General features: G+C 67.9%; 20 protein-coding genes. 10 read left to right on the forward strand and 10 right to left on the reverse strand.

Annotated elements, in window-relative coordinates; genetic code table 11:
• Positions 1–295 precede the first annotated feature (295 nt).
• Entirely contained in the window at positions 296–2,299 is a 2,004-nt protein-coding gene (pdeR, locus tag MRS60_RS29090; protein WP_034182037.1) for a cyclic di-GMP phosphodiesterase, read from the forward strand.
• Between the two features lie 52 nt (positions 2,300–2,351).
• Here pdeR and MRS60_RS29095 read toward each other — a convergent pair whose 3' ends face one another.
• Positions 2,352–3,215: a crotonase/enoyl-CoA hydratase family protein gene (locus MRS60_RS29095; RefSeq protein WP_034182038.1), complete on the reverse strand. Its 864-nt coding sequence runs from the start codon at positions 3,213–3,215 to the stop codon at positions 2,352–2,354.
• Positions 3,216–3,672: 457 nt separating this feature from the next.
• Here MRS60_RS29095 and MRS60_RS29100 point away from each other — a divergent pair, with 457 nt between their 5' ends.
• Positions 3,673–5,643 (forward strand): APC family permease, encoded by a 1,971-nt coding sequence (locus MRS60_RS29100; protein WP_243566101.1) that lies wholly within the window; start codon positions 3,673–3,675, stop codon positions 5,641–5,643.
• Between the two features lie 21 nt (positions 5,644–5,664).
• Complete coding sequence (locus MRS60_RS34980; RefSeq protein WP_258170474.1) at positions 5,665–5,790, forward strand: hypothetical protein; 126 nt, start codon at positions 5,665–5,667, stop codon at positions 5,788–5,790.
• Between the two features lie 6 nt (positions 5,791–5,796).
• On the opposite strand, the gene MRS60_RS29105 is transcribed toward MRS60_RS34980, so the two are convergent.
• The gene (locus tag MRS60_RS29105) at positions 5,797–5,955 is read right to left on the reverse strand and encodes a hypothetical protein (protein WP_161785064.1); all 159 of its coding nucleotides are present in this window, start codon (positions 5,953–5,955) and stop codon (positions 5,797–5,799) included.
• Positions 5,956–6,208: 253 nt separating this feature from the next.
• On the opposite strand from MRS60_RS29105, the gene MRS60_RS29110 reads away from it, so the two are divergent.
• Together MRS60_RS29110 and MRS60_RS29115 are read left to right on the forward strand one after the other, a co-directional pair.
• On the forward strand, positions 6,209–8,095 hold the full coding sequence (locus MRS60_RS29110) for a DUF3857 domain-containing transglutaminase family protein (protein WP_243566842.1): 1,887 nt from the start codon (positions 6,209–6,211) through the stop codon (positions 8,093–8,095).
• Positions 8,096–8,151: 56 nt separating this feature from the next.
• Positions 8,152–8,319: a hypothetical protein gene (locus tag MRS60_RS29115; protein WP_165948046.1), complete on the forward strand. Its 168-nt coding sequence runs from the start codon at positions 8,152–8,154 to the stop codon at positions 8,317–8,319.
• A gap of 245 nt (positions 8,320–8,564) precedes the next feature.
• Here the strand turns inward: MRS60_RS29115 and MRS60_RS29120 are convergent, their stop codons facing one another.
• Positions 8,565–9,614: an AraC family transcriptional regulator gene (locus tag MRS60_RS29120; protein ID WP_034182041.1), complete on the reverse strand. Its 1,050-nt coding sequence runs from the start codon at positions 9,612–9,614 to the stop codon at positions 8,565–8,567.
• A 70-nt stretch (positions 9,615–9,684) separates the two neighbouring features.
• Here MRS60_RS29120 and MRS60_RS29125 point away from each other — a divergent pair, with 70 nt between their 5' ends.
• Positions 9,685–10,887 (forward strand): MFS transporter, encoded by a 1,203-nt coding sequence (locus tag MRS60_RS29125; protein ID WP_243566102.1) that lies wholly within the window; start codon positions 9,685–9,687, stop codon positions 10,885–10,887.
• Between the two features lie 49 nt (positions 10,888–10,936).
• Here the strand turns inward: MRS60_RS29125 and MRS60_RS29130 are convergent, their stop codons facing one another.
• Positions 10,937–11,815 (reverse strand): aldo/keto reductase family oxidoreductase, encoded by an 879-nt coding sequence (locus MRS60_RS29130; protein ID WP_243566103.1) that lies wholly within the window; start codon positions 11,813–11,815, stop codon positions 10,937–10,939.
• Between the two features lie 104 nt (positions 11,816–11,919).
• On the opposite strand from MRS60_RS29130, the gene MRS60_RS29135 reads away from it, so the two are divergent.
• On the forward strand, positions 11,920–12,819 hold the full coding sequence (locus MRS60_RS29135) for a LysR family transcriptional regulator (RefSeq protein ID WP_175746640.1): 900 nt from the start codon (positions 11,920–11,922) through the stop codon (positions 12,817–12,819).
• 141 nt (positions 12,820–12,960) lie between these two features.
• Here MRS60_RS29135 and MRS60_RS29140 read toward each other — a convergent pair whose 3' ends face one another.
• A complete protein-coding gene (locus tag MRS60_RS29140) occupies positions 12,961–13,722 on the reverse strand; it encodes an isocitrate lyase/PEP mutase family protein (protein ID WP_034182045.1) in 762 nt (253 codons plus the stop codon).
• Positions 13,709–14,767, reverse strand: coding sequence for a saccharopine dehydrogenase family protein (locus tag MRS60_RS29145; RefSeq protein ID WP_243566104.1), 1,059 nt, complete (start codon positions 14,765–14,767; stop codon positions 13,709–13,711). Before MRS60_RS29145 ends, MRS60_RS29140 begins: the two co-directional genes overlap by 14 nt.
• A 118-nt stretch (positions 14,768–14,885) precedes the next feature.
• Between MRS60_RS29145 and MRS60_RS29150 the strand changes: the two genes are divergently transcribed.
• On the forward strand, positions 14,886–15,479 hold the full coding sequence (locus tag MRS60_RS29150) for a TetR/AcrR family transcriptional regulator (RefSeq protein ID WP_034182047.1): 594 nt from the start codon (positions 14,886–14,888) through the stop codon (positions 15,477–15,479).
• Positions 15,480–15,509: 30 nt separating this feature from the next.
• On the opposite strand, the gene MRS60_RS29155 is transcribed toward MRS60_RS29150, so the two are convergent.
• Positions 15,510–15,977 (reverse strand): MarR family winged helix-turn-helix transcriptional regulator, encoded by a 468-nt coding sequence (locus tag MRS60_RS29155; RefSeq protein WP_243566105.1) that lies wholly within the window; start codon positions 15,975–15,977, stop codon positions 15,510–15,512.
• 81 nt (positions 15,978–16,058) lie between these two features.
• Between MRS60_RS29155 and MRS60_RS29160 the strand changes: the two genes are divergently transcribed.
• Positions 16,059–16,427 carry a YciI family protein gene (locus MRS60_RS29160; protein WP_175746635.1) on the forward strand — a complete coding sequence of 123 codons (369 nt, stop codon included), beginning with the start codon at positions 16,059–16,061 and terminating at the stop codon, positions 16,425–16,427.
• A gap of 104 nt (positions 16,428–16,531) precedes the next feature.
• Positions 16,532–17,149, forward strand: coding sequence for a glutathione S-transferase family protein (locus tag MRS60_RS29165; protein WP_243566106.1), 618 nt, complete (start codon positions 16,532–16,534; stop codon positions 17,147–17,149).
• 127 nt (positions 17,150–17,276) lie between these two features.
• Here MRS60_RS29165 and MRS60_RS29170 read toward each other — a convergent pair whose 3' ends face one another.
• From MRS60_RS29170 to MRS60_RS29180, 3 genes are all read right to left on the reverse strand, one after another.
• On the reverse strand, positions 17,277–17,999 hold the full coding sequence (locus MRS60_RS29170; protein WP_243566107.1) for an HAD family hydrolase: 723 nt from the start codon (positions 17,997–17,999) through the stop codon (positions 17,277–17,279).
• A 24-nt stretch (positions 18,000–18,023) separates the two neighbouring features.
• Positions 18,024–18,995, reverse strand: a complete 972-nt coding sequence (locus tag MRS60_RS29175) for an ornithine cyclodeaminase family protein (RefSeq protein WP_131946323.1) — start codon at positions 18,993–18,995, stop codon at positions 18,024–18,026.
• A gap of 111 nt (positions 18,996–19,106) precedes the next feature.
• Positions 19,107–20,186, reverse strand: coding sequence for a DSD1 family PLP-dependent enzyme (locus MRS60_RS29180; RefSeq protein WP_432207856.1), 1,080 nt, complete (start codon positions 20,184–20,186; stop codon positions 19,107–19,109).
• Positions 20,187–20,350 lie beyond the last annotated feature (164 nt).

Below are 20,350 nucleotides of genomic sequence, written 5' to 3' on the forward strand. Positions count from 1 at the left end.
ATCATGAAAAGTCCGGCTTGCCAATCGAGTCCCAATTCCTTGACACTCTGCTCTAAATGTGAGTGCCAATCCTCATCGTCATTTGATAAGATGGCTCTCATCATTCGTTAGGCAGAACCTGCGCGCTTTACGCGCGAACGCCGGTCGCATTAGCTGGAAACAAGTACGAGACGAGGGCCGTTGTCACGGCAATCACGGCTGCCCTGCCGGGACGCGCGCTGCGCGGCCCGGGAAGGCGGGCGGCCAGCTCGCCTCCGTCTACACTATGCGTTTTTTTCTGGATCGGGGCGTGTCCATGGATGACGAAAACGATAGCGCGGTGCTCGAGGCGCATGTCGGTACGCGCAGCCCCTGCTGGCGTCTCGGCAGCGACAGCAATGCGCTCGAACTGGCCGCCGTCCGCGGCCTGACCAACGTCGCCGTCGCGCTGACGGTCGAGCAGGCTGCGCGCATTCGCGCGCTGACGGGCGTCACGTCGCACCTCGTGCTCGACATCGCCCTGTTCGGCGAGCCGGTCAGCCTTCATCTCGTCGGCAGGAAGGTCAACACGACCGACTGGGCCGGCACGGCCTCCGCGTATTCCGATGCCGTGTCCGTCGCGGAAGATCTGTCGCACGGGCTCGCGTTCGCCGAGCAGGTCGTGTCCGAAGTGAATTCGCTGGTCGTGATCCTCGACCGCAACGGGATGGTGCAGCGTTTCAACCACCTGTGCGAGGAAGTGACGGGCAAGCGCGAGGTCGACGTGATCGGCCGCAGCGCGTTCGAACTGTTCATGAGCCCCGAGCAGGGCGCGCAGTCGCGCAGCAACATCACGGGCTTTTTCGCGAGCAACCGCTCGTTCGCGGTCGAGCGCTACATCAACACGGTCAACGGGCCGCGCCTGTTCCAGTTCCGCAACAAGTTCGTGCAGAGCGGCAGCGGCGTCGAAGAGCAGTTCCTGATCTGCTCGGGCATCGACATCACCGAGGAGCGCAACGCGCAGCAGCGGCTCACCGAACTCGCGAACACCGACGTGCTGACCGGGCTGCCGAACCGCCATGCAATCAGCGAGCGCATCCATGCGGCGATCGCCGCGGAGAGCGCCGCGTCGCGCGGCCAGGTCGGCATCCTGTTCCTCGATCTCGACAACTTCAAGCGCGTCAACGATCACTACGGCCACATCACCGGCGACCGCCTGCTGCAGGACGTGTCGAAGATCATCAGCGGCTGCCTGCCGTCCGGCGCGACGCTCGCGCGGCTCGGCGGCGACGAATTCCTCGTGCTGTTCGAGCACGGCACGCGGCCGCTGCTCGAAGCGACCGCGCAGATCATCCTCGAACGGATGCGCACGCCGATCCACCTCGGGCTGATGGAGGTCTATACGAGCTGCTCGATCGGCATCGCGATGCACCCGCAGCACGGCGATTCGCTCGAGACGCTGATCCGCAGCGCGGACACCGCGATGTACGTCGCGAAGGAAGAAGGCAAGCATACGTACCGCGTGTTCTCGCTGGAGATGAACCAGAAGGTCGCGAAGTACATGTGGCTCGACACGAACCTGCGCAAGGCGCTCGAGGAAGAGCAGTTCGTGCTGCACTACCAGCCGGTCGTCGATATCGCGACCGGCGACGTGCGCGGCGTCGAGGCGCTGATCCGCTGGCAGTCGCCCGATCGCGGGCTCGTCGCGCCGATCGAGTTCATCCGCTTCGCGGAGGAGTCGGGGCTGATCGCGCCGCTCGGGCGCTGGGTGATGCGCACCGCGGCCGCGCAGGCCGCCGCGTGGAAGGCGAAGGGGCTCGGCATCCGGATCGCGGTGAACGTGTCCGCGCGGCAGTTGCAGGACACGAACATCGTGCATCAGTTCGCATCGATTCTCGACGGCGCGGGGCTCAAGCCCGGCCTGCTCGACATCGAACTGACCGAGAGCTGCTTCATCGAGGACGAGGATTCCGCCAACGGGCTGATGCGGCAGTTCCGCCAGATCGGCGCGGAGATCCATCTCGACGATTTCGGCACCGGCTATTCGTCGCTGTCGCAGTTGTCGCGGCTGCCGCTCGACGCGATCAAGCTCGACCGCACCTTCATCACGGGCATCGACCGCAATCCACGCTCGCAGGCGCTGGTGCGCTCGGTCGTGTCGCTCGCGAGGGCGCTGAATTTCGCGGTGATCGCCGAAGGCGTCGAGACGCATGCGGAAGCCGATTTCCTCAAGCAGCTCGACGTCGATCACGCGCAGGGCTACTACTACGCACGGCCGATGCCGGCGCAGGCCTTCGAGGCGTGGCTCGCCGAGACGAGAAAGCTCAGGCTGATCGCCTGAGCTTCGTTCCGGGGAGCGGGGCGCCGCCGGCAACCGGCGGCGCCCTGCCGCATTACACCGTGCGCAGCTTCGACACGCGCCGGTTCTGCAGCATCACCAGGCGTTCCATGTACGCGAGGTCCTTCGGCTCGATCGTGAACGCCGCATGCACCCACGCTTCCGTGATGTCCATCAGCTCCGAGCGCGACAACTGGAACACGCGCTCGCGTGCGCGCAGCATCGCGCGCACGCCGTTCAGCTTCGGCTTCGTCACGTCGATGAAGGTGCGTGTCGCGAGATACGCGTCACCGGCGTCGAACGTCTCGTCGACCAGCCCGCGATCCTCGTACCACTCGGCCGCATGCGTTTCGCCGGTCGAGATCAGCGATTCCGCGATTCCGCGGTCCGCCTTGCGCGTAACGAGCGAATAGCCGCCCATGCCCGGGAACAGGTTGAACGCGATCTCGGGGAACCCGAGCTTCACGCCCTTCTGCGCGAGCACGTAGTGATGCGCGAGCGCCGCTTCGAAGCCGCCGCCGAGCGCGCTGCCCTCGACCATCGCGATCGAGATCGACCCGGTGCCGAAGCCCGTGTAGATCTCGTACACGCCGTCGATGCACGAGCGCGCATAGGCCATCAGCTGGTCGCGCCGGCCGCTGCGGATCGCGTCGACGAAGAAACTCAGGTCGCCGCCGACGTTGAACAGCTCGGGGACGAGCGAGCCCGTCACCCAGAAGTCGAACGGCAGGCCCGAGTCGCGTGCGACGCGCGCGAGATGGATGATTTCGGTGACGAGTTGCTGGTTGAAGCACGGCCGCGGCTCCGATCGCAGCATCATCCACATGACGTTGCGTCCTTCTTCGTAAAAGGCAGTCAGTTGCGTGAGTTCGCCGGCTTCATAAAACGGGCGGCACGCCGGATGGGATTGGAGTTGCATGGTATGTCCTCGTGAGTTGTGGTTTTCGAAGACCATCGCGCCCGGTGCCATGCGGGAATCGGGTTGCCCGCCTGGCGCCGGGCGCGAGGCATCGCCATTGTTGCGCGCGCACAAATGCCGAATTGCGGGGAACAACGCACGACCGGGACGCGGGCGCGGATGCAGCGCGTGGCGACGGGCGAGGAGAGGGGGAGCGGGTGCGGAAACCTGCGCGCCGGGCGTGGCCGATGCGGGCGGGAAGGTGGGTCGCGACGCGGCCGGAGCAAGGTCGCCGCGTCGCGCAATCGCGCGCAGGCGGCCGCTCCCGCGCACGGGCGCCGGCGTCGGTCGCTTACGCGTTGAAAGCGGCGCCGGGCCGGCGGGCGGCTCCTATGGAATATGCGGACTGGCGCCGCAAGCGCGCGTCGATTAGCTTTAGGGGATCGCGCCGCCGCGCCGGGCGTGCCGGGAGGGGACCATGACCGCATTCCGGAAGGTGTGGCAGTTGCTGGTCGGAAAACCGCTGGACCCGCTCGATCCGCGCACGCGCCATGCGATCGCCGTGACGCCGTTGCTGGCCTGGGTCGGGCTCGGCGCCGACGGGTTGTCGTCGTCGTGCTACGGCCCGGAAGAGGCGTTCCTCGCGCTGGCGCACCATACGCCGCTCGCGCTGTTTCTCGCGCTCGCGACCGCGGCCACGGTCTTCATCATCGCGCTCGGCTACAACCAGGTGATCGAGCTGTTCCCGACGGGCGGCGGCGGCTACCGCATCGCGACCGCGCTGCTCGGCGCGAAGCCGGGGCTCGTGTCGGGCGCGGCGCTGCTGGTCGACTACGTGCTGACCGTCGCGACCTCGCTCGCGAGCGGCGTCGACGCGTTCTTCAGCCTGCTGCCGGTCAGCGCGCAGGCGTTCAAGCTCACGACCGAGATCGTGCTGATCCTGCTGATGACGGGGCTCAACTTCCGCGGGATGCGCGAATCGATCATGGTGCTGCTGCCGATCTTCATCGGCTTCGTCGTGCTGCACTTCGGGCTGATCGTGTATGGCGTCGCCGTACATGGCAACAACCTCGCGATGATCGTGCCCGACGCCGTGCACGAGGCGCACGGGATGTCGCAGTCGCTCGGCGTGTTCGTGATGCTCGCGTTGCTGATGCGCGCGTTCTCGCTCGGCGGCGGCACCTATACGGGCCTCGAGGCCGTGTCGAACAACGTGAACATGCTCGCCGATCCGCGCGTGCCGAACGGCAAGGTGACGATGTGGTACATGTCGACGTCGCTCGCGTTCACGGCCGGCGGCATCATCCTGCTGTACATGCTGTGGCACGCGCATCCCGTCGAAGGCGAGACGCTCAACGCGGTGGTGTTCGGCAGCGTGATCGACCATCTCGGGCTCGGCTCGGCGTTCGCGCGGCATGCGCTGCTCGCGGCCGTGCTCGCGTTCGAGGCCGGGCTGCTGATGGTCGGCGCGCAGACGGGGTTTCTCGACGGGCCGGCCGTGCTGTCGAACATGGCGTCGGATTCGTGGGTGCCGCGCCATTTCCGCGACCTGTCGACACGCCTCGTGCGGCAGAACGGCATCATCGTCGTCGGCCTGTCGAGCCTGCTGATCCTGCTGTGGACGCACGGCAGCGTCGACGTGCTCGTCGTGCTGTACAGCATCAACGTGTTCCTCACGTTCAGCATGTCGCTGCTCGGGCTGTGCACGTACTGGTGGCGCCATCGCAGCGAGCGCGGCTGGTTCAAGCACTTCTTCCTGTCGGCGCTCGGGCTGAGCGTGACGGCGACCGTGCTCGTCATCACGCTGGTCGAGAAGTTCACGGCAGGCGGCTGGCTCACGGTGCTCGTGACGAGCGCGGTGATCGCGCTGTGCTTCATGATCAACCGCCACTACGCGTACACGCGCGCGCAGCTCGCGAAAGAGGACGCGCTGTTCTCGGGGAAGCCGCCCGAAGTCGACGAGGCTACCGCACCGGGCAAGCCCGATCCGCAGGCACCGACCGCCGTGCTGCTGGTCGGCAAGCATCGCGGCGCGAGCATGCACGCGCTGCTGTGGGTCAACCGGCTGTTTCCCGGGCACTTCCGCAACGTGATCTTCCTCGCGGTCGGCGAGGTCGATGCGAAGGCGTACGACGGGCACGAACATCTCGAACGGCTGCGTCACTCGATCACCGAAGCGCTCGACTACTATGTCGCGCATTGCCGCCGCAACGGCATCGCGGCCGACTACCGGATCGCGTTCGGCACGAATCCCGTCGTGGAATTCATGAACCTCGCGTCGTCGACGCTCGACGCGTATCCGAACGCCGTGTGCTTCGCGAGCAAGCTGATTTTCCGGCGCGTGAATTTCCTGACCGCGTGGCTGCACAACCAGACGCCCGTCGAACTGCAGGCGCGCCTGCATGTCGAGGGCAAGCAGATGGTGCTGCTGCCGATGAACGTCGGCTAGCGGTGGCGTTGCAACGGTACCGTGACGGGCGCCGTCACGCCGACGCGCTACGACCTGAAGGGGCAATTGCGCGGGCAGCATGCGCAGGCCGGCGCGTACACGCTCGCGTGGACGCGGCGCGGCAAGCGCGTGGGCGACTGCCGGTAGCAGCCGTCACGGCTGATGGTGCCGGTGCGGGCGGTTGGGCCGCCGCAGCGGCGGATGATGGAATTTGGCCCTCAGCCGGTCGCGCCCCGGGCGCTTGACGAAGAACAGCACGACGAGCGCGACAAACGCCAGCAGCACGACGACTTCCACGATTCCGTTTTCCATGGTGCCTCCCGGTCGCGGGCGGACGATTTTTCGCCGGCGTCAGGCGTTCGAGCGTATGCCGGCGGCCGCACGCGACGATGCTTCCATGTTTCATTGTAGGCCGGCGTGCACCGGCTTGACGCTTGCGTATGCGTCGCCCACACTGGCCGACACGGGAGCCGCGCGGTTGACCCTGTCCGCTGCGCGGCCGCGCTTTCCGTGAACCGCGACGAGGTGCGATGTGGTGCGCTTTTCTGTCGGCCTGGCCGGCTGGATGCTGGCATGCGCTGCCGCGTTCGGCGCATCGAGCGCCGTCGGTGCGGCGCCGGGCATGGGCCCGGCGGCGGACGGCGCGAACGGCGTTGCCGACGAAGCACCCGTCACGCTGGTCAGCGATGTCCACGAATTCGTGATCCGGCACGACGGTTCGCTCGACGAGCACGACGATTCGACGCTGCGCGCGAACAACGCGAATGGCATCGACGCGGTTGCGCAGCGCTACGTGTGGTTCGACAAGAATCTCGAGCAGGTCGACCTGCTCGCGGCCGAGACGATCGACCGCGACGGTGTCGCGCATCCGGTCGGCGCGGACGGCATCCGCGACGTGCAGGAGCCGCGCTCGGCCGGCGCGCCGACGTTCCAGGACGGGCTGTTGCGCACTGTCGTGTTTCCCGGCGTCGAAGCCGGGTCGAGCACGCGCGTGGCGTTCCGCAAGACGCGCACGAAGCCCGTCAATCGCGGCTACTTCGGCTACACCGTCGAGCCGTCGCGCGAGCCCGTCGACAATCAGCGGCTGATCTTCGACGTGCCGGCCGACATGCCGCTGTATGCGGACGCGCGCGGCTATGTCGCGCTGCCGCCGGTCACGGCGAACGGCCGCACGCGCTACGAATTCGACTACCGGCACGGCCCGTACGACCGCATCGAGAACGGCGCGGTCGGCTACCCGACCTACGGCGACCGGCTCGTCGTGTCGACGCTGCCCGACTACGCGGCGTTCGCCGCGCGCTACCGCAACGCGGCCGTCGACCCGAGCGTGGACGATCCGGCCGTCGTGCAACTGGCGCGCGCGCTCACCGCGGGTGCTGCCGCGCCGCGCGACAAGGCGCGCATCCTGTACGACTGGGTGCAGGCGAACGTGCGCTACGTCGGGCTGTTCCTGGGCGAAACGGCCGCCGCGCCGCATCGCGCGACCGACATCCTGCGCAACCGCTACGGCGACTGCAAGGACCATGTCGCGCTGTTCGGCGCGCTGCTCGCGGCGGTCGGCATCCGCAGCGAACCGGTGCTGATCAATCTCGGTTCGGTGTACACGCTGCCGTCCGTGCCCGGTTACGGCGGCGGCGCGATCAATCATGCGATCACGTGGCTGCCCGATCTCGCGCTTTACGCCGATACGACGACGGCCGGCATCGCGTTCGGCTACCTGCCGCCGATCGTGATGGATCGCCCCGCGCTGCTGGTCGATACGGGCGCGCTGTCGCGCACGCCGGCCACGCAGCCGCGCCGCCGCATCGCGCGGCTCGCGATCGATGCCGCGCAGCCCGGCGCCGCGCGGTTTCATGCGTACATCGAGGACGACGGCTGGACGGCCGAACTCGAACGCAACCTGTTTCGCCGCGCGACGCACGACCGCATCGAGCAGCTCGCGACCGAACGCCTGCGGCAAAGCGGCTTGCGCGGCCGCGCGCAACTGTCGACCAGCGACCGGCGCGTGACCGACGGGCCGTTCGACGTGACGGTGTCGGGCACGCTCGATCATTTCGTGTGGCCCGACGGCACGACCGCGTTGCCCGCGCTGTCGAGCCTCACGGGCGGCATCGCGACGCAGGTCGAGAACTGGCTGGCCGAGCCCGTGCGCACGCAGCCGTGGGGCTGCATCGGCGGCGCGTTCGACGAAACCGGCCAGATCGCGCTGCCGGCCGACGTCGTCGTGACCGACCTGCCGGCCGATGCGGCCGTGCACGACCGCTTCGTCGACTTCACGTCGCATTACGTGTTCGACGCGGCCGCGCGCGTGGTGCAGGTCACGCGGCGGATGAAGGCGGAGTTCGGCCGGCAGGTGTGCACGCCCGACGAATTCACGGCGCTGCGCGCGTCGCTCGAACGCATCGAGCGCGACACGCAGGCGCAGATCGTCGTGCGCGCGAAAGGGCGTTGAACGGGCAGGGGCAATGAGCGTGTCGCCATCGTCGGCCGACGCGCAGGAGCGACATCATGACGGAACGGGACTACGAGATCGCCGATCTCTCGAAGGATTTGCTGGGCCGGATCGTGCAGGGCGCCATCGCGAGCGGTGCGGCCGTGGATGCGGAGCACTGCGCGGCGCTCGCCGTGCAGTGCGCGACGGCGCTGGTCGACAAGCTCGAAGCGCTCAGCGGCTGAACGCGGAAAGGCGTCACGCGCGGCGGCGGTGGCTCGAGCGAGGCCGGCGACCGTGTGACGTCGGAGTGGCGCGTAGCGGCTTCCGGTCAGCGTCGAACGTCAAGCGTCAGGCATTACGCTTCGACGCGCACCCTCGCGCGCGGCGGTGGTGGCGTGAGCGACGCCGGTGAGTGTGCGACTTCGACGTGAAGCGGCGCGTAGCGGCCCCCGGCCAGCGTCGCACGTCGAGCGTCGAGCGTCAGGCATTACGCTTCGACGCGCACGTCGCCGTCCGCGCGCACCGCGCCCGGCGGCTTTCCGACCACGCGCTTGAACGCGCGGCTGAACGCCGCCAGCGAACCGTAGCCGAGCCGGTACGCGACGGCTTCGATCGCCTCGTGGTCGCGCGCGATCCACTGCGCGGCGAGCCGCATCCGCAGCTCGGTCAGGTAGCGCACGGGCGTCATCCCGGTCGCCGCGAGAAAGCGCTCGGCGAACACCGAGCGCGACACGCCTGCTTCGGCGGCCAGCTCCGCGACGCTCCAGTTGCGGCCCGGGTCGCGATGCAGCGCGACGATCGCGCGGCCGAGCTTCGGCTCGCGCAGCGCCTGCACCCAGCCCGCCGCGTCGCCGCATCCGCACTCGACCCAGCCGCGCACGATGAATGCCGCGACCACGTCCGCGAGCCGCGCGAGGATGCCCGCGAAGCCCGCGCGCGCCGAACAGGATTCGCGCTCCATCGCGTCGAGCATCGGGCGAATCTCGGGGTAGCGTGCGAGCAGCGTGCCGACGTGCATGAACTCGGGCATCGTGCCGACCAGCGGCTGCATGCCGCCGAGATCGAGCTCCATGCATGCGCTGAAGATCAGCGCATCGCCGGCGCCCGGCTCCGTCGTCGCGCAGGCCGCGGGCGACGTGCCGGCCGACGCCACCGACGCGACCGTATCGCAGATCTTCGCGACTTCGAAGCCGTTGATCTCGCGGCACGGCGCATCCGGATCGGACACCAGCGCATGCATGCGCCCGTGCGGCAGCAGGATAGCGTCGCCGGCCTCGAGCCGCATCGTTGCGCCGGACGCATCGCGCAGCAGCACGGGCCCGCGTCCGACGAAATGGAATTGCGCGCGGCCCGGCGCCTGGCCGAAATTCAGCCCGAACGGCCGCGCGACCTGGATGCGGCGGTACTGCACGCCGCTCAGGCGCATCCCCAGCAGCAGCTCGCTGACGAGGTCGTGCACGTCGGGGACGGGGGGAAGCAGCGGCTCGGACATGGCGAGATTCGGACGATCGATCAACAAGAACGGATTGTATGTCATAGACCGTCCTGCTGCCGGTCCTTACGATACGCCGTCATCAGTACTTTCCCTAGACGAAAACGGAACGCACATGAATCCCGGAATTTCCCCGGCCGCCTCGACGGCGGCCACCCGCGAACCGGCCTGGGGCGCGGTATTCGCGATGACGCTCGGCGTCTTCGGGCTCGTCACGGCCGAATTTCTTCCCGCCAGCCTGCTCACGCCGATGGCCGACAGCCTCGGCGTGACCGAAGGCGTGGCCGGGCAGGCCGTCACGGCCACCGCGACGGTCGCGCTCGTCACGAGCCTGCTGATCTCCGCGCTGACGCGCACGATCGACCGGCGGCGCGTGCTGCTCGCGTTCTCGGTGCTGCTCGTCGCATCGAATCTGGCGGTCGCGTTCGCGCCCGACCTGACGACGCTGCTGATCGGCCGCGTCGTGCTCGGCGTCGCGCTCGGCGGCTTCTGGACGATGGCGACGGCCACCGCGATGCGGCTCGTGCCGACGGCGATGGTGCCGCGCGCGCTGTCGATCATCTTCAGCGGCGTGGCGGTCGCGACGATCGCATCCGCGCCGATGGGCAGCTACTTCGGTCACCTGATCGGCTGGCGCAACGTGTTCCTGATCGCGGCCGGGCTCGGCGGCGTCGCGTTCGTGTCGCAGGTGATGACGCTGCCGTCGATGCCGCCGAGCGGCACGACGCGGCTGCGCACGCTGATCGACGTGCTGCGCCGGCCGACCGTCGGCCTCGGGATGTTCGCGACGATCCTCGTGTTCACCGGGCATTTCGCGTTCTTCACGTATCTGCGGCCGTTCCTCGAACAGGTTGCGGGCGTCGGCGTGAACGGGCTGTCGGCGATCCTGCTCGGCTACGGCATTGCGAACTTCGTCGGCACGTCGCTCGCGGGCCGCGTGCTCGAACACCGGTTGCGGCCGATGCTGATCGGGATGCCCGCGCTGATGGTCGTGCTCGGCATCGCGCTCGTCGCGCTCGGCCGCGCGCCGATGCTCGACGCGGTGCTCGTCGCGTTGTGGGGGATGGCGTTCGGCGGCGTGCCCGTCGCGTGGTCGACGTGGGTCACGCGCACCGTGCCCGACGAGGCCGAGAGCGCGGGCGGGCTGATCGTCGCGGCGATCCAGCTCGCGATCGCGACCGGCGCGGCGGCCGGCGGCGTCGTGTTCGACGCGAACGGCGCGGCCGGCGTGTTCGTCGCTGCGGCGGTCGTGCTGGCCGTCGCGGTCGCGACGATCGTGACCGGCGTGCCGAAGCGGGTGGGCGTGGCGGTGTCCTGACCGGCCGGGCGGCCCGCGCTTCGCGGGCCCGCCGGCGGTCGCCTGTCCGTCAGGCGGCTCCGGCGTCCGCAATGCGGTCGAGTTCCGCGAGCGCATCGTCCGGCAGATCGAGATCGGCCGCCGCGAGATTCTCGCGCAGATGCGCGACCGACGAGGTGCCGGGAATCAGCAGGATGTTCGGCGCACGGCGCAGCAGCCACGCCAGCGCGACCTGCATCGGCGTCGCGCCGACGCGTGCGGCCACGCCGGACAGCGTCGACGACTGCAGCGGCGAGAAGCCGCCGAGCGGAAAGTACGGCACGTATGCGATGCCGTCGCGGGCCAGCGCGTCGATCAGCGCATCGTCGCCGCGATGCGCGATGTTGTAGTGATTCTGCACGCAGACGATTTCGCAGATCCGCCGGCCTTGCGCGACCTGCGCGGGCGTGACGTTGCTCAGGCCGATATGGCGGACGAGCCCGCGCCGCTGCAGTTCGGCGAGCGCGCTCAGCGGCGCCTCGATCGATCCTTCGGCCGGCCCGTGCGTGTCGAACATGATGCGCAGGTTGACGACGTCGAGCACATCGAGGCCGAGGTTGCGCAGGTTGTCGTGCACGGCCCGTTCGAGTTCGTCGGGTGCGAACGCGGGCAGCCACGCTGCGTCGCCGCCGCGTCGCGCGCCGATCTTGGTGACGATCGCGAGATTGTCCGGATACGGATGCAATGCATCGCGGATCAGCCGGTTGGTGACGTGCGGGCCGTAGAAGTCGCTGGTGTCGATATGGTCGACGCCGGACGCGACGGCCTCGCGCAACACGTTCAATGCCGCGTCGCGGTCCTTCGGCGGGCCGAATACGCCGGGCCCCGCGAGCTGCATCGCGCCGTAGCCGATCCGCTTGACGTTGCGGTCGCCGAGCCTGAAGGCGGTGGTGTGCCGAATGTCGGACATGACTGTGCTCCTGTGAATCCGTGGATGAATGCGCCCAGCATAGGCATTGGCCGCCTGCGCGATAAGCCGTCATAATCCGCACGGGTTGTACGAAAAGGCGAACAATGCAAACCGATCTGGGCGATCTGAATGCGTTCATGGCCGTGGCGCGCGCCGGCGGATTCCGCGACGCCGCACGCATGACGGGCCTCAGTGCGTCGGGGCTGAGCGAGGCCGTGCGCCGGCTGGAGGCGCAGCTTGGCGTGCGGCTGCTGCATCGCACGACGCGCAGCGTCGTGCCCACCGAAGCGGGCGAGCGCCTGCTCGCGCGTCTCGGGCCCGCGTTGACCGAAGTGGCGGCGGCGCTCGACGGTATCGGCGAATTCCGCGACAGACCGGCCGGCACGCTGAAGCTCAACGTGCCGCTTAGCGCGGCCCGGCTCGTGCTGCCCGCGATCGTGCCGCGCTTTCTCGATGCGTACCCCGAAATACGGCTGGAGGTGATCGCCGACGAAAATTTCGTCGACGTGCTGGCGGCCGGCTGCGACGCGGGCATCCGCTACGACGAACGGCTCGAACAGGACATGATCGCGGTGCCGATCGGCCCGCGCATTCAGCGGTTCGCGACCGCGGCCGCCCCCGGCTATCTCGACCGTCACGGCCGGCCGCGGCATCCGCGCGAATTGCTCGACCATCGCTGCCTGCGCGGACGCTTCGCGAGCGGCGCGATGCCGCCGTGGGAGTTCGAGCGCGACGGCGAGGTCGTGCGGGTCGAGCCGGCCCCCGGGCCGCTGCTGGTGCAGATCGGCGGTGCGACGGACCTGCTGGTCGACGCGGCGATCGCCGGCACGGGTATCGTGCATCTCTTCGAAGAGTGGCTGCGCCCGCAATTCGACAGCGGCGCACTCGAACGCGTGCTCGAACCGTGGTGGCGGCCGTTTTCAGGGCCCTTCCTCTATTACCCCGGGCGCCGGCTCGTGCCGCCGGCGCTGCGCGCGTTCATCGATTTCATCAAGGCATCCTGAGCGTTGCGGGCGGACGTGATGTCTGCCGGGCGACGAGCGCCGCCGGAATGGCAGCGCGATACCGGAAGCGAAGGGACGGTCGGGCCGTGCTCCGATTACATTCGATGTAATCGTTCGGCGCCCGGCCGTCCCGTGAATCCGCTAGCTGCCTTGCTTGACCATCGCCGCAAGCGCCTTCATCGCCTGCAGATACGGATACGGCCCGTGGCTGATACGGGCCACGCCGTATTCCGCGAGTTCGGCCAGCGTCGGCGTTTCCGCGACGCGCATCACGTTCACGGGCAGCGGCGATGCGGCCGTCAGCTTGCGAATGAGCGCGGGCGACTGAAGGCCCGGTACGAAGAGACCGTCGGCGCCGGCCGCCGCATAAGCGCGTGCGCGGGCCAGCGTTTCGTCGAGCAGGCGTTCGTCGTGCGTGTCGGCCGGCGCCTTGAAGAACACGTCGGTGCGTGCATTGATGAAGTAGTCGGCGCCCGCGCGATCGGCCGCCTGCCGTGCCGCCGCGAGACGCGCTGCCGCTGCTTCGACGTCGCGCAATTCGCCTGTGGCCGGAAAACTGTCTTCGAGATTGCAGCCCACTGCGCCGGCCTCGATGCTGAGCGCGATCGTCTCGGCGACATCCTCGGGCCGCTCGCCGTAGCCGCTTTCGAGATCGACGGTGACGGGCAGGTCCGTCGCACGCGCGATCCGCTCGAGCACTTCCATCATGAGCGCGCGCGGCATTTGCTCACCATCGCCGAAACCATTGGCCGCGGCTACCGACCAGCTTCCGGTCGCCAGCGCGACGGCACCCGCGTCGGCCGCAGTGCGCGCGCTGCCGGCGTCCCACACGTTGAACAGCGCCAGCGGCTGGCCCGCGCGGTGAAGCGACCGGAAATACGCGCCTTTCTCATTGCTGCTCATGCTTGTCTCTCCTTGTGAAAACCGGATCGGTGGTCGTGCCGAACGATACTGCCACCGTATCGAGCGCCGCGAGGAAATCGCGCGCATCGAACAATTCGCCGAGGCTGCGCACGCCGCCTGAAACCGCGGCCTTGCCCGTCATCAGGCGTACGGCCGCCTCGACGATGATCGGTGCGCTGACCGCGTAGATGTCGCGTCCCGACGCCGTGACGCGATGCGTCGTGCCGTCCTGCACGACGATCGCGTCCATCGCGAACTGCTGCGCCGAGCGGCCCAGCGCATCGGTCGGCTCGGGCGGCGGCGTGGCGGCATCGCGCACGTCGCGCAGCGCGAGCGTCGCGAGCCACGACTCGATCGTATCGATGCGCAGATGACGCGACAGTGTCATCACTTCCGAAAACGGCAGCAGCGTCACGCCGACGCTGCCGATCGGCGACGGGAACGGCCACACGCGTTCGCGTGCCGTCGACGGCACGGGCGTCGGTTTGCCATCCTTATGAACGAGCCGCACCGCGCGATTGCGTTCGCCCGTCACGCGCGTGCCGCGCGTCGGGTGCCAGCTGTCGAGGCCGGTCGCGATATCGACGCGATCGATCGGCTTGCGTTGGTCGACGACGGCCGTGACGAGCAGGTCGGCCAGGCCGCCGTAGAACGCCGCGGCGGGAACGACGGTCACGCCCGCGGCGCGCGCACGAGCATCGGCATGTTCGGCCAGCGCCAGCACCGACGGCTGTTCGGCCGTCAGGTCGAGATAGGGGATGCCGGCCCGCAGCGCGGCATCGGCCAGCGGCAGCGCGGTATCGAGGTACGGGCCCGCGCAGTTGATCACGGCGTCCGCGCCGCGCAACGCAGCGTCGAGCGCGGCCGGATCGTCGATCGCCGCGACGCGCGAAGGCGCGACGTCGCGTGTGCCGCTTTCCGCGAGCCGCGCGGCATCGCGGCCGATGCGGATCGCGCCAACGCCGCGCCGGGCCAGTTCTGCGACGACAAACCGCCCGGTGTGACCCGTGGCGCCATAGACCGCAACCGTCTTTCGATCGTCCATGATCAACTCCGCTACAGAACGGTCTGTTTTATAGTACAGACCTGTAGCGTCGTCAACCCCGCGGTGCTATGATCGGTCCACTGTTGCGGTACGGGCGGCCCTGGAAGGCCGAGTCGGGATGAAAAAGGGAATAGACACACAAGGCGGCGCGCTCGATACACGCGAGCGCATTCTGCAAACGGCCAGCGAGCTGTTCTACCGGGAAGGCACACGCGCGGTCGGCGTGGACCTGATCGTCGCGCAGGCGGGCGTCGCGAAGACGAGCCTCTATCGTCACTTCACGACGAAGGACGACCTGATCGAGGCGTTCCTGCTGCGCGAGGACGCGGACTTCTGGGCGCATTGGGATGCGGTGGCGCAGCAGTACAAGCGCACGCCGCGCGAGGAACTGGATGCGCAGCTTCAATGGATCGGCGAGCGCATTGCGCGCCCCGGCTATCGCGGCTGCCCGCAGATCAACATCGCCGCCGAATATGCGGACGACAACCATCCGGCCCGCAAGGTCGCCGTTGCGCACAAGCAGGAACTGCGGCGCCGGCTGACCGAGCTGGCGAGCGCGATGCGAGTCGACGAACCGGAAATTTTCGCGCTGCGGCTCGCGACCGTCATCGACGGCGCGCTGAGCAGCGGGCGTGCGCTGCACGAGCACGGCCCCGTGCATTTCCTGCAGGAATTCGCGCAACTGCTGCTGCCGAAGAAGGGCAGGAAGTAACGCGGCACGCGTCGCGATCCGTGCGCCGGTTCAGCCGCGCGCAGCCGGATCTTCCGACAGCGCGCGCAACTGACCGCGCAACAGATCGACTTCCCCCGGCGCGAAGTGCCGTTCGATATCGGCATGCGTCTGCTGCCACAGCGGAAACGCTTCGGTCAGCAGGTCATGGCCGGCCGGCGTCAGTTCGAGCAGGCGGCTGCGCCCGTCGTCCGGATCCTGCGCGATCGTGACGAGCCCGCGCCGCTCGAGCGGCTTGAGCGCGGCGGTCAGCGTCGTGCGGTCCATCGCGAGCAGCGACGCGACCGATTTCATCGGGGCCGGCTGCGGCCGGTTCAGCGACATCAGCAGAGAAAACTGGCCGTTGGTCAGATCCAGCGGGCGCAACACATCGTCGAAGATGCGCGCAAGGTTGCGCGCCGCGCGCTGCATGTGCAGGCACAGGCAGCAATCGCGCACCATCAGCGTCGTTTCGAAAGGGAGCTTTTCTTTTCGTGCCATGTTGCAATTGTGTTGATATCAACCTATCTTGTCAAGGTCGAGGTGCGGCAGCCCGCCGCGCCCGTCACCGGAGGAGAAAGCATGAGTGCTCAACAGCAGTTGTATCTCGCCGTATTCCTCGGCAGCAAGGACAGCCCGCAGATGAAGGCGTGGGTCGCGCTTTCGGACCAGGAGCGGCGCACGAAAGAGCAGGAAGGCATCGCGGCATGGAAGGCGTGGGTCGAACGCCATCGCGACGCGGTCGTCGAGCTGGGCGGGCCGCTCGGCAAGACCAAGACCGTCGACGCCGGCGGCGTGAAGGACACGGCCAACGCGATGGGCGCGTTTTCGGTCGTGCGTGCTGCTTCGCACGACGCGGCGGCCGCGATGTTCGAAGGCCATCCGCATTTCACGATTTTCCCGGGCGAGAAGATCGACGTGATGCCGGTGCTGCCGATTCCCGGCGTGTGAGCGACGCCGGTCGCAGCGTGTCGCGTTGCGTCGATGCGTCGATGCGTCGATGCGCCGTGGCCTGCATGCGGAGATTTCCCCGACATTCTGGATGGAGACATGCGATGAAGCTTTACGGATTTGCCGGCACCCGCTCGCAACGTGCGCTGTGGGGGCTGAAGGAACTGGATGCGGATTTCGAATTCGTGTCGGTCAACTTGCTCGCGGGCGAGCACAAGCGGCCCGAATTCCTGCGCGTCAATCCGGCCGGCAAGGTGCCCGTGCTGGTGGACGGCGACCGCGTGATTCCCGAGTCGGCCGCGATCGTGCTGTATCTCGCGGACAAGTACCCGGAGAAGGCGCTGCTGCCGATCGATCCGGCGCTGCGCGCCCAGGCCTATCGGTGGGTCATGTTCGCGGTGACGGAGCTCGAGCAGCCGCTGTGGCGGATCACGCGGCACACGTTCCTTTATCCGCCGGAGAAGCGCTCGCCGGCCGACATCGAACTGGCGCGCGAGGATTTCGCGACGATGGCCGCGATCCTCGACGAGCATCTCGAAGGGCGCGAGTTCATCGTCGGCGACACGCTGACGGTGGCCGATTGCGTGACGGCCTACCTGATCGACTGGGCCAGCGAATGCAACCTGATCGAACCGTTTCCGCAACTGCGGGCGTATCTCGACCGGCTGTATGCGCGGCCGAAGGCGCCGCAGCGGATTGCGGAGGCGCGCAAGGCGGCGTGACGGGGCGGCGGTCGGTCATGCGCTGCATCGGCATGGCCGACCGCGATGTTTGCGCAAGGGGCAACCGGCGGTCAGACGCGTTTCACAGCGGTGCGGCATGCAGCGTGAGCGCGGCGCGCGCATGCGGTCACGATACGTTGTCGGGCCCGCCGAGCGCGCGACACAGCATCGACAGGTCGCGGAGCGTGAGGTGCGGCGTCGCGGCATGCTGCGGATCGCGTTCCACTTCCAACTGATGGTCACGCACCACCCATGCCGCCTGTAGCCCGGCATTCAATGCACCGACGACATCGAGGTGGAAGTCGTCCCCCACATGCAGCAATTCCGCCGGACGCACGTCGAGCGCCTCCGCCGCCGCATGGAATATTTCGGGTTCCGGCTTCGCGATCCCGAACGCACGCGCGCTGAGCGTTTCCCGAAAGAATTCGCCGCCGCCGGTCAGCCGGAGGTCCGCATTGCCGTTGGTCACTGCGATCAACGGAAACCGCGCGCTCAGCCATGCCAGTGCCGGCAACGCGTCTTCATAGAACTCGACCCGGTTCCGGGCGGCATAGAAGACTTCGTACGCACGTTCGGTAAGCGCGACATCTTCGTTTGCGCGTTCCAGCGCAAGCCTGATCGATCCGATTCTCAACGCACGATAGTCGCTGACGAGGTCAGGACACAAACGTTCGTATTCCTCACGTAGCTCGCTCAGTGCCTGTTGCGTGGGCAGCACGCTCGCGGTATCGGGCGCGTGCTCGATCAGCCACGCGCGAAGTGTCGCTTCGGCGCGTTCGACGGACGGCCCGAACGGCCACAGGGTGTCGTCGAGGTCGAACGAGAGGGCGGATACCTTGGCGAGGCGCATGATGATTGAAGGGGCGGAGGTCGATTACCACGGCCACGGAACGGAGATTCCGGTTCCGTTCTCGGCGGCCTGCTCATACAGGAAACGCGCGACAGTCAAATCCTGAAGCGCGAGTCCGGTCATGTCGAATACGGTGACGTCGCTCGGCAAGCGGTCGATCGACGCCGTTCCGGCGAGCAGGTCGCCGATTTCGGTGCGCGGCAGATCCGGTGCCCACTGACACTCGCCGATGCTGCGCGCCTGATCGTGATCGTCGACGAAAATACGCGCGCGTTCCAGCACGCCGGCCGGAAGTTCGCGCTTGCCCGCCGTGTCTGCGCCCACGCAGGTCAGATGGGTACCCGGCTGAACCGCATCCGCATCGAACAATGCGCCGCCGCCTGGCGTTGCCGTGATGACCACGTCGCTGCTGGCCACCGCGTCGTTCCGGTCGAGAGCGACGCGGATCGCGCATCGTTCGCGGAATGCCGATTCGAACACCGGGTCCGGCTCGCCGCCGACGTTCACGTACTGCACCGTGCAACGTTGCGGCAGCAGCCTGAGCGCGTATTCGAGCTGGACGCGCGCCTGCACGCCGGTGCCGAACACGCAGATCCGCGTGCTGTCGCGGCGGGCCAGCAGTTGCAGCCCGAGTCCGCCAGCGGCACCAGTCCGCGCAGTGGTGATCGCGTTGCCGTCCATGATGCAGAGCGGGCGGCCCGTGGCCGGATCGAACAGCGCGACGGTTGCCTGATGCGGCTCGCCGCCGCGGGCCCGGTTGCCGGGCCAGAATCCGGCCGCCTTGAACCCGAGCAGATCCTGGCTCGCGACGTCGCCGGACTTGATGCCGAATACGCCACCGGTGTGCAGCTTCTCGCGGACCACCGGGAACACGCGTCCGGCCCTTTGGCTGTGCAGCACGAAAGCTTCCCGCACCGCGGCCATCACTTGCTCGGCCTGAAGGGCGGGTTCGACGGCATCGCGGTCGAGAAGAAGGAGTCGGGCGTCTGTCGGCATGTCGGGTCAGGCTTTCCGCCGCAAGGCGAATCGGGAAGGTTTAAAGTGTGTCCAGATTTAGACAAATAGTCAATGTGTGGGCGAGATGGCTTCGATGGGAGGGGGCGCCGCTCACCATCCGTAGAAGCGCGGCCACACGTGTGCGGTGCCGTCTTCACCGACGGCCTGATACTCGGGATGTTGCGCGCCGGTGGCGCACGCGTGGTTCGGCAGGATGCGCAGGCGCGTTCCGATCGGAAGCCGCTGCGCGATGCCCGTGTCGGGCGAGCCCGCGCGCGACACGATGCCATGCTCCTGGTTCGCTGCGCTCACGACGTAGTCGCCGAGCACGTCGCCGTCTTCGGTGCAGACCTGCCCGTAGCCGAAATCGCGGGCCTGGCGCTGCGTGCCGCGGTCGCGGCTCATCGCCATCCAGCCCGCGTCGACGATCGCCCAGCCTTTCTCTTCCTGATGCCCGATGACGGTCGTCAGCACCGACAACGCGATGTCGGACAGCTCGCACACGCCGACGTTGTGCATGACGAGGTCGAACAGCACATACACGCCGGCGCGAACCTCGGTGACACCGTCGAGGTTTTCTGCAGACAGTGCAGTCGGCGTCGACCCGATACTGACGACCGGGCAGGGCAACCCGGCGGCCCTGAGTCGCTCCGCGGCCCTCACGGTGCGGCTGCGCTCCTGTTCGGCGATCGCCACCAGCGCGTCCCGTGTGTTGTAGTCGTAGCTGGAGCCCGCGTGAGCGAGCACCCCGCCAAGCTCCATCCCGCCGTCGACCAGTGCGCGGCCCACGTCGATCAGCAGGTCGTCTTCGGGCGGGACGCCCGAGCGATGGCCGTCGACGTCGACTTCGATCCAGACTTCGAAGCGCTCGCCGTGCTCGCGCCCGAATGCGGCGATTGCGTGCGCGGCCTGCAGACTGTCGGCGACGATCTTCAGGTCGCAGCCCTGCCGGCGCAGCGCAAGCGCCTGGCCCAGCTTCGCGGGCACCATGCCGACCGCATAGACGATGTCCCGGACGCCGCCCGCGAAGAACTGCTCGGCTTCCTTGAGCGTCGACACCGTGATGCCCTGCGCACCCGCTGCGATTTGCGCGTCGACGACTTGCCGGCATTTGGTGGTCTTGACGTGCGGCCGGAACTTGACGCCGAGTGCGTCCAGATGCGCCTGCATGCGATCGATGTTGCGACGCATGCGGCCGACATCGATCAATGCGGCCGGGGTGTTGAGGGTTTGAATGTCCACGATGCGTTGCCTCTGAGTGTTGCCGACGCGAACACTGTAGGGCAACCGACGGTCACGATGTTTAACGCGTGACTAATCCATCATTAAGCGACGTTTAATTGAGAATGAATCTC

It is taken from the genome of Burkholderia pyrrocinia, assembly GCF_022809715.1.
GTDB lineage: Bacteria > Pseudomonadota > Gammaproteobacteria > Burkholderiales > Burkholderiaceae > Burkholderia > Burkholderia pyrrocinia_C.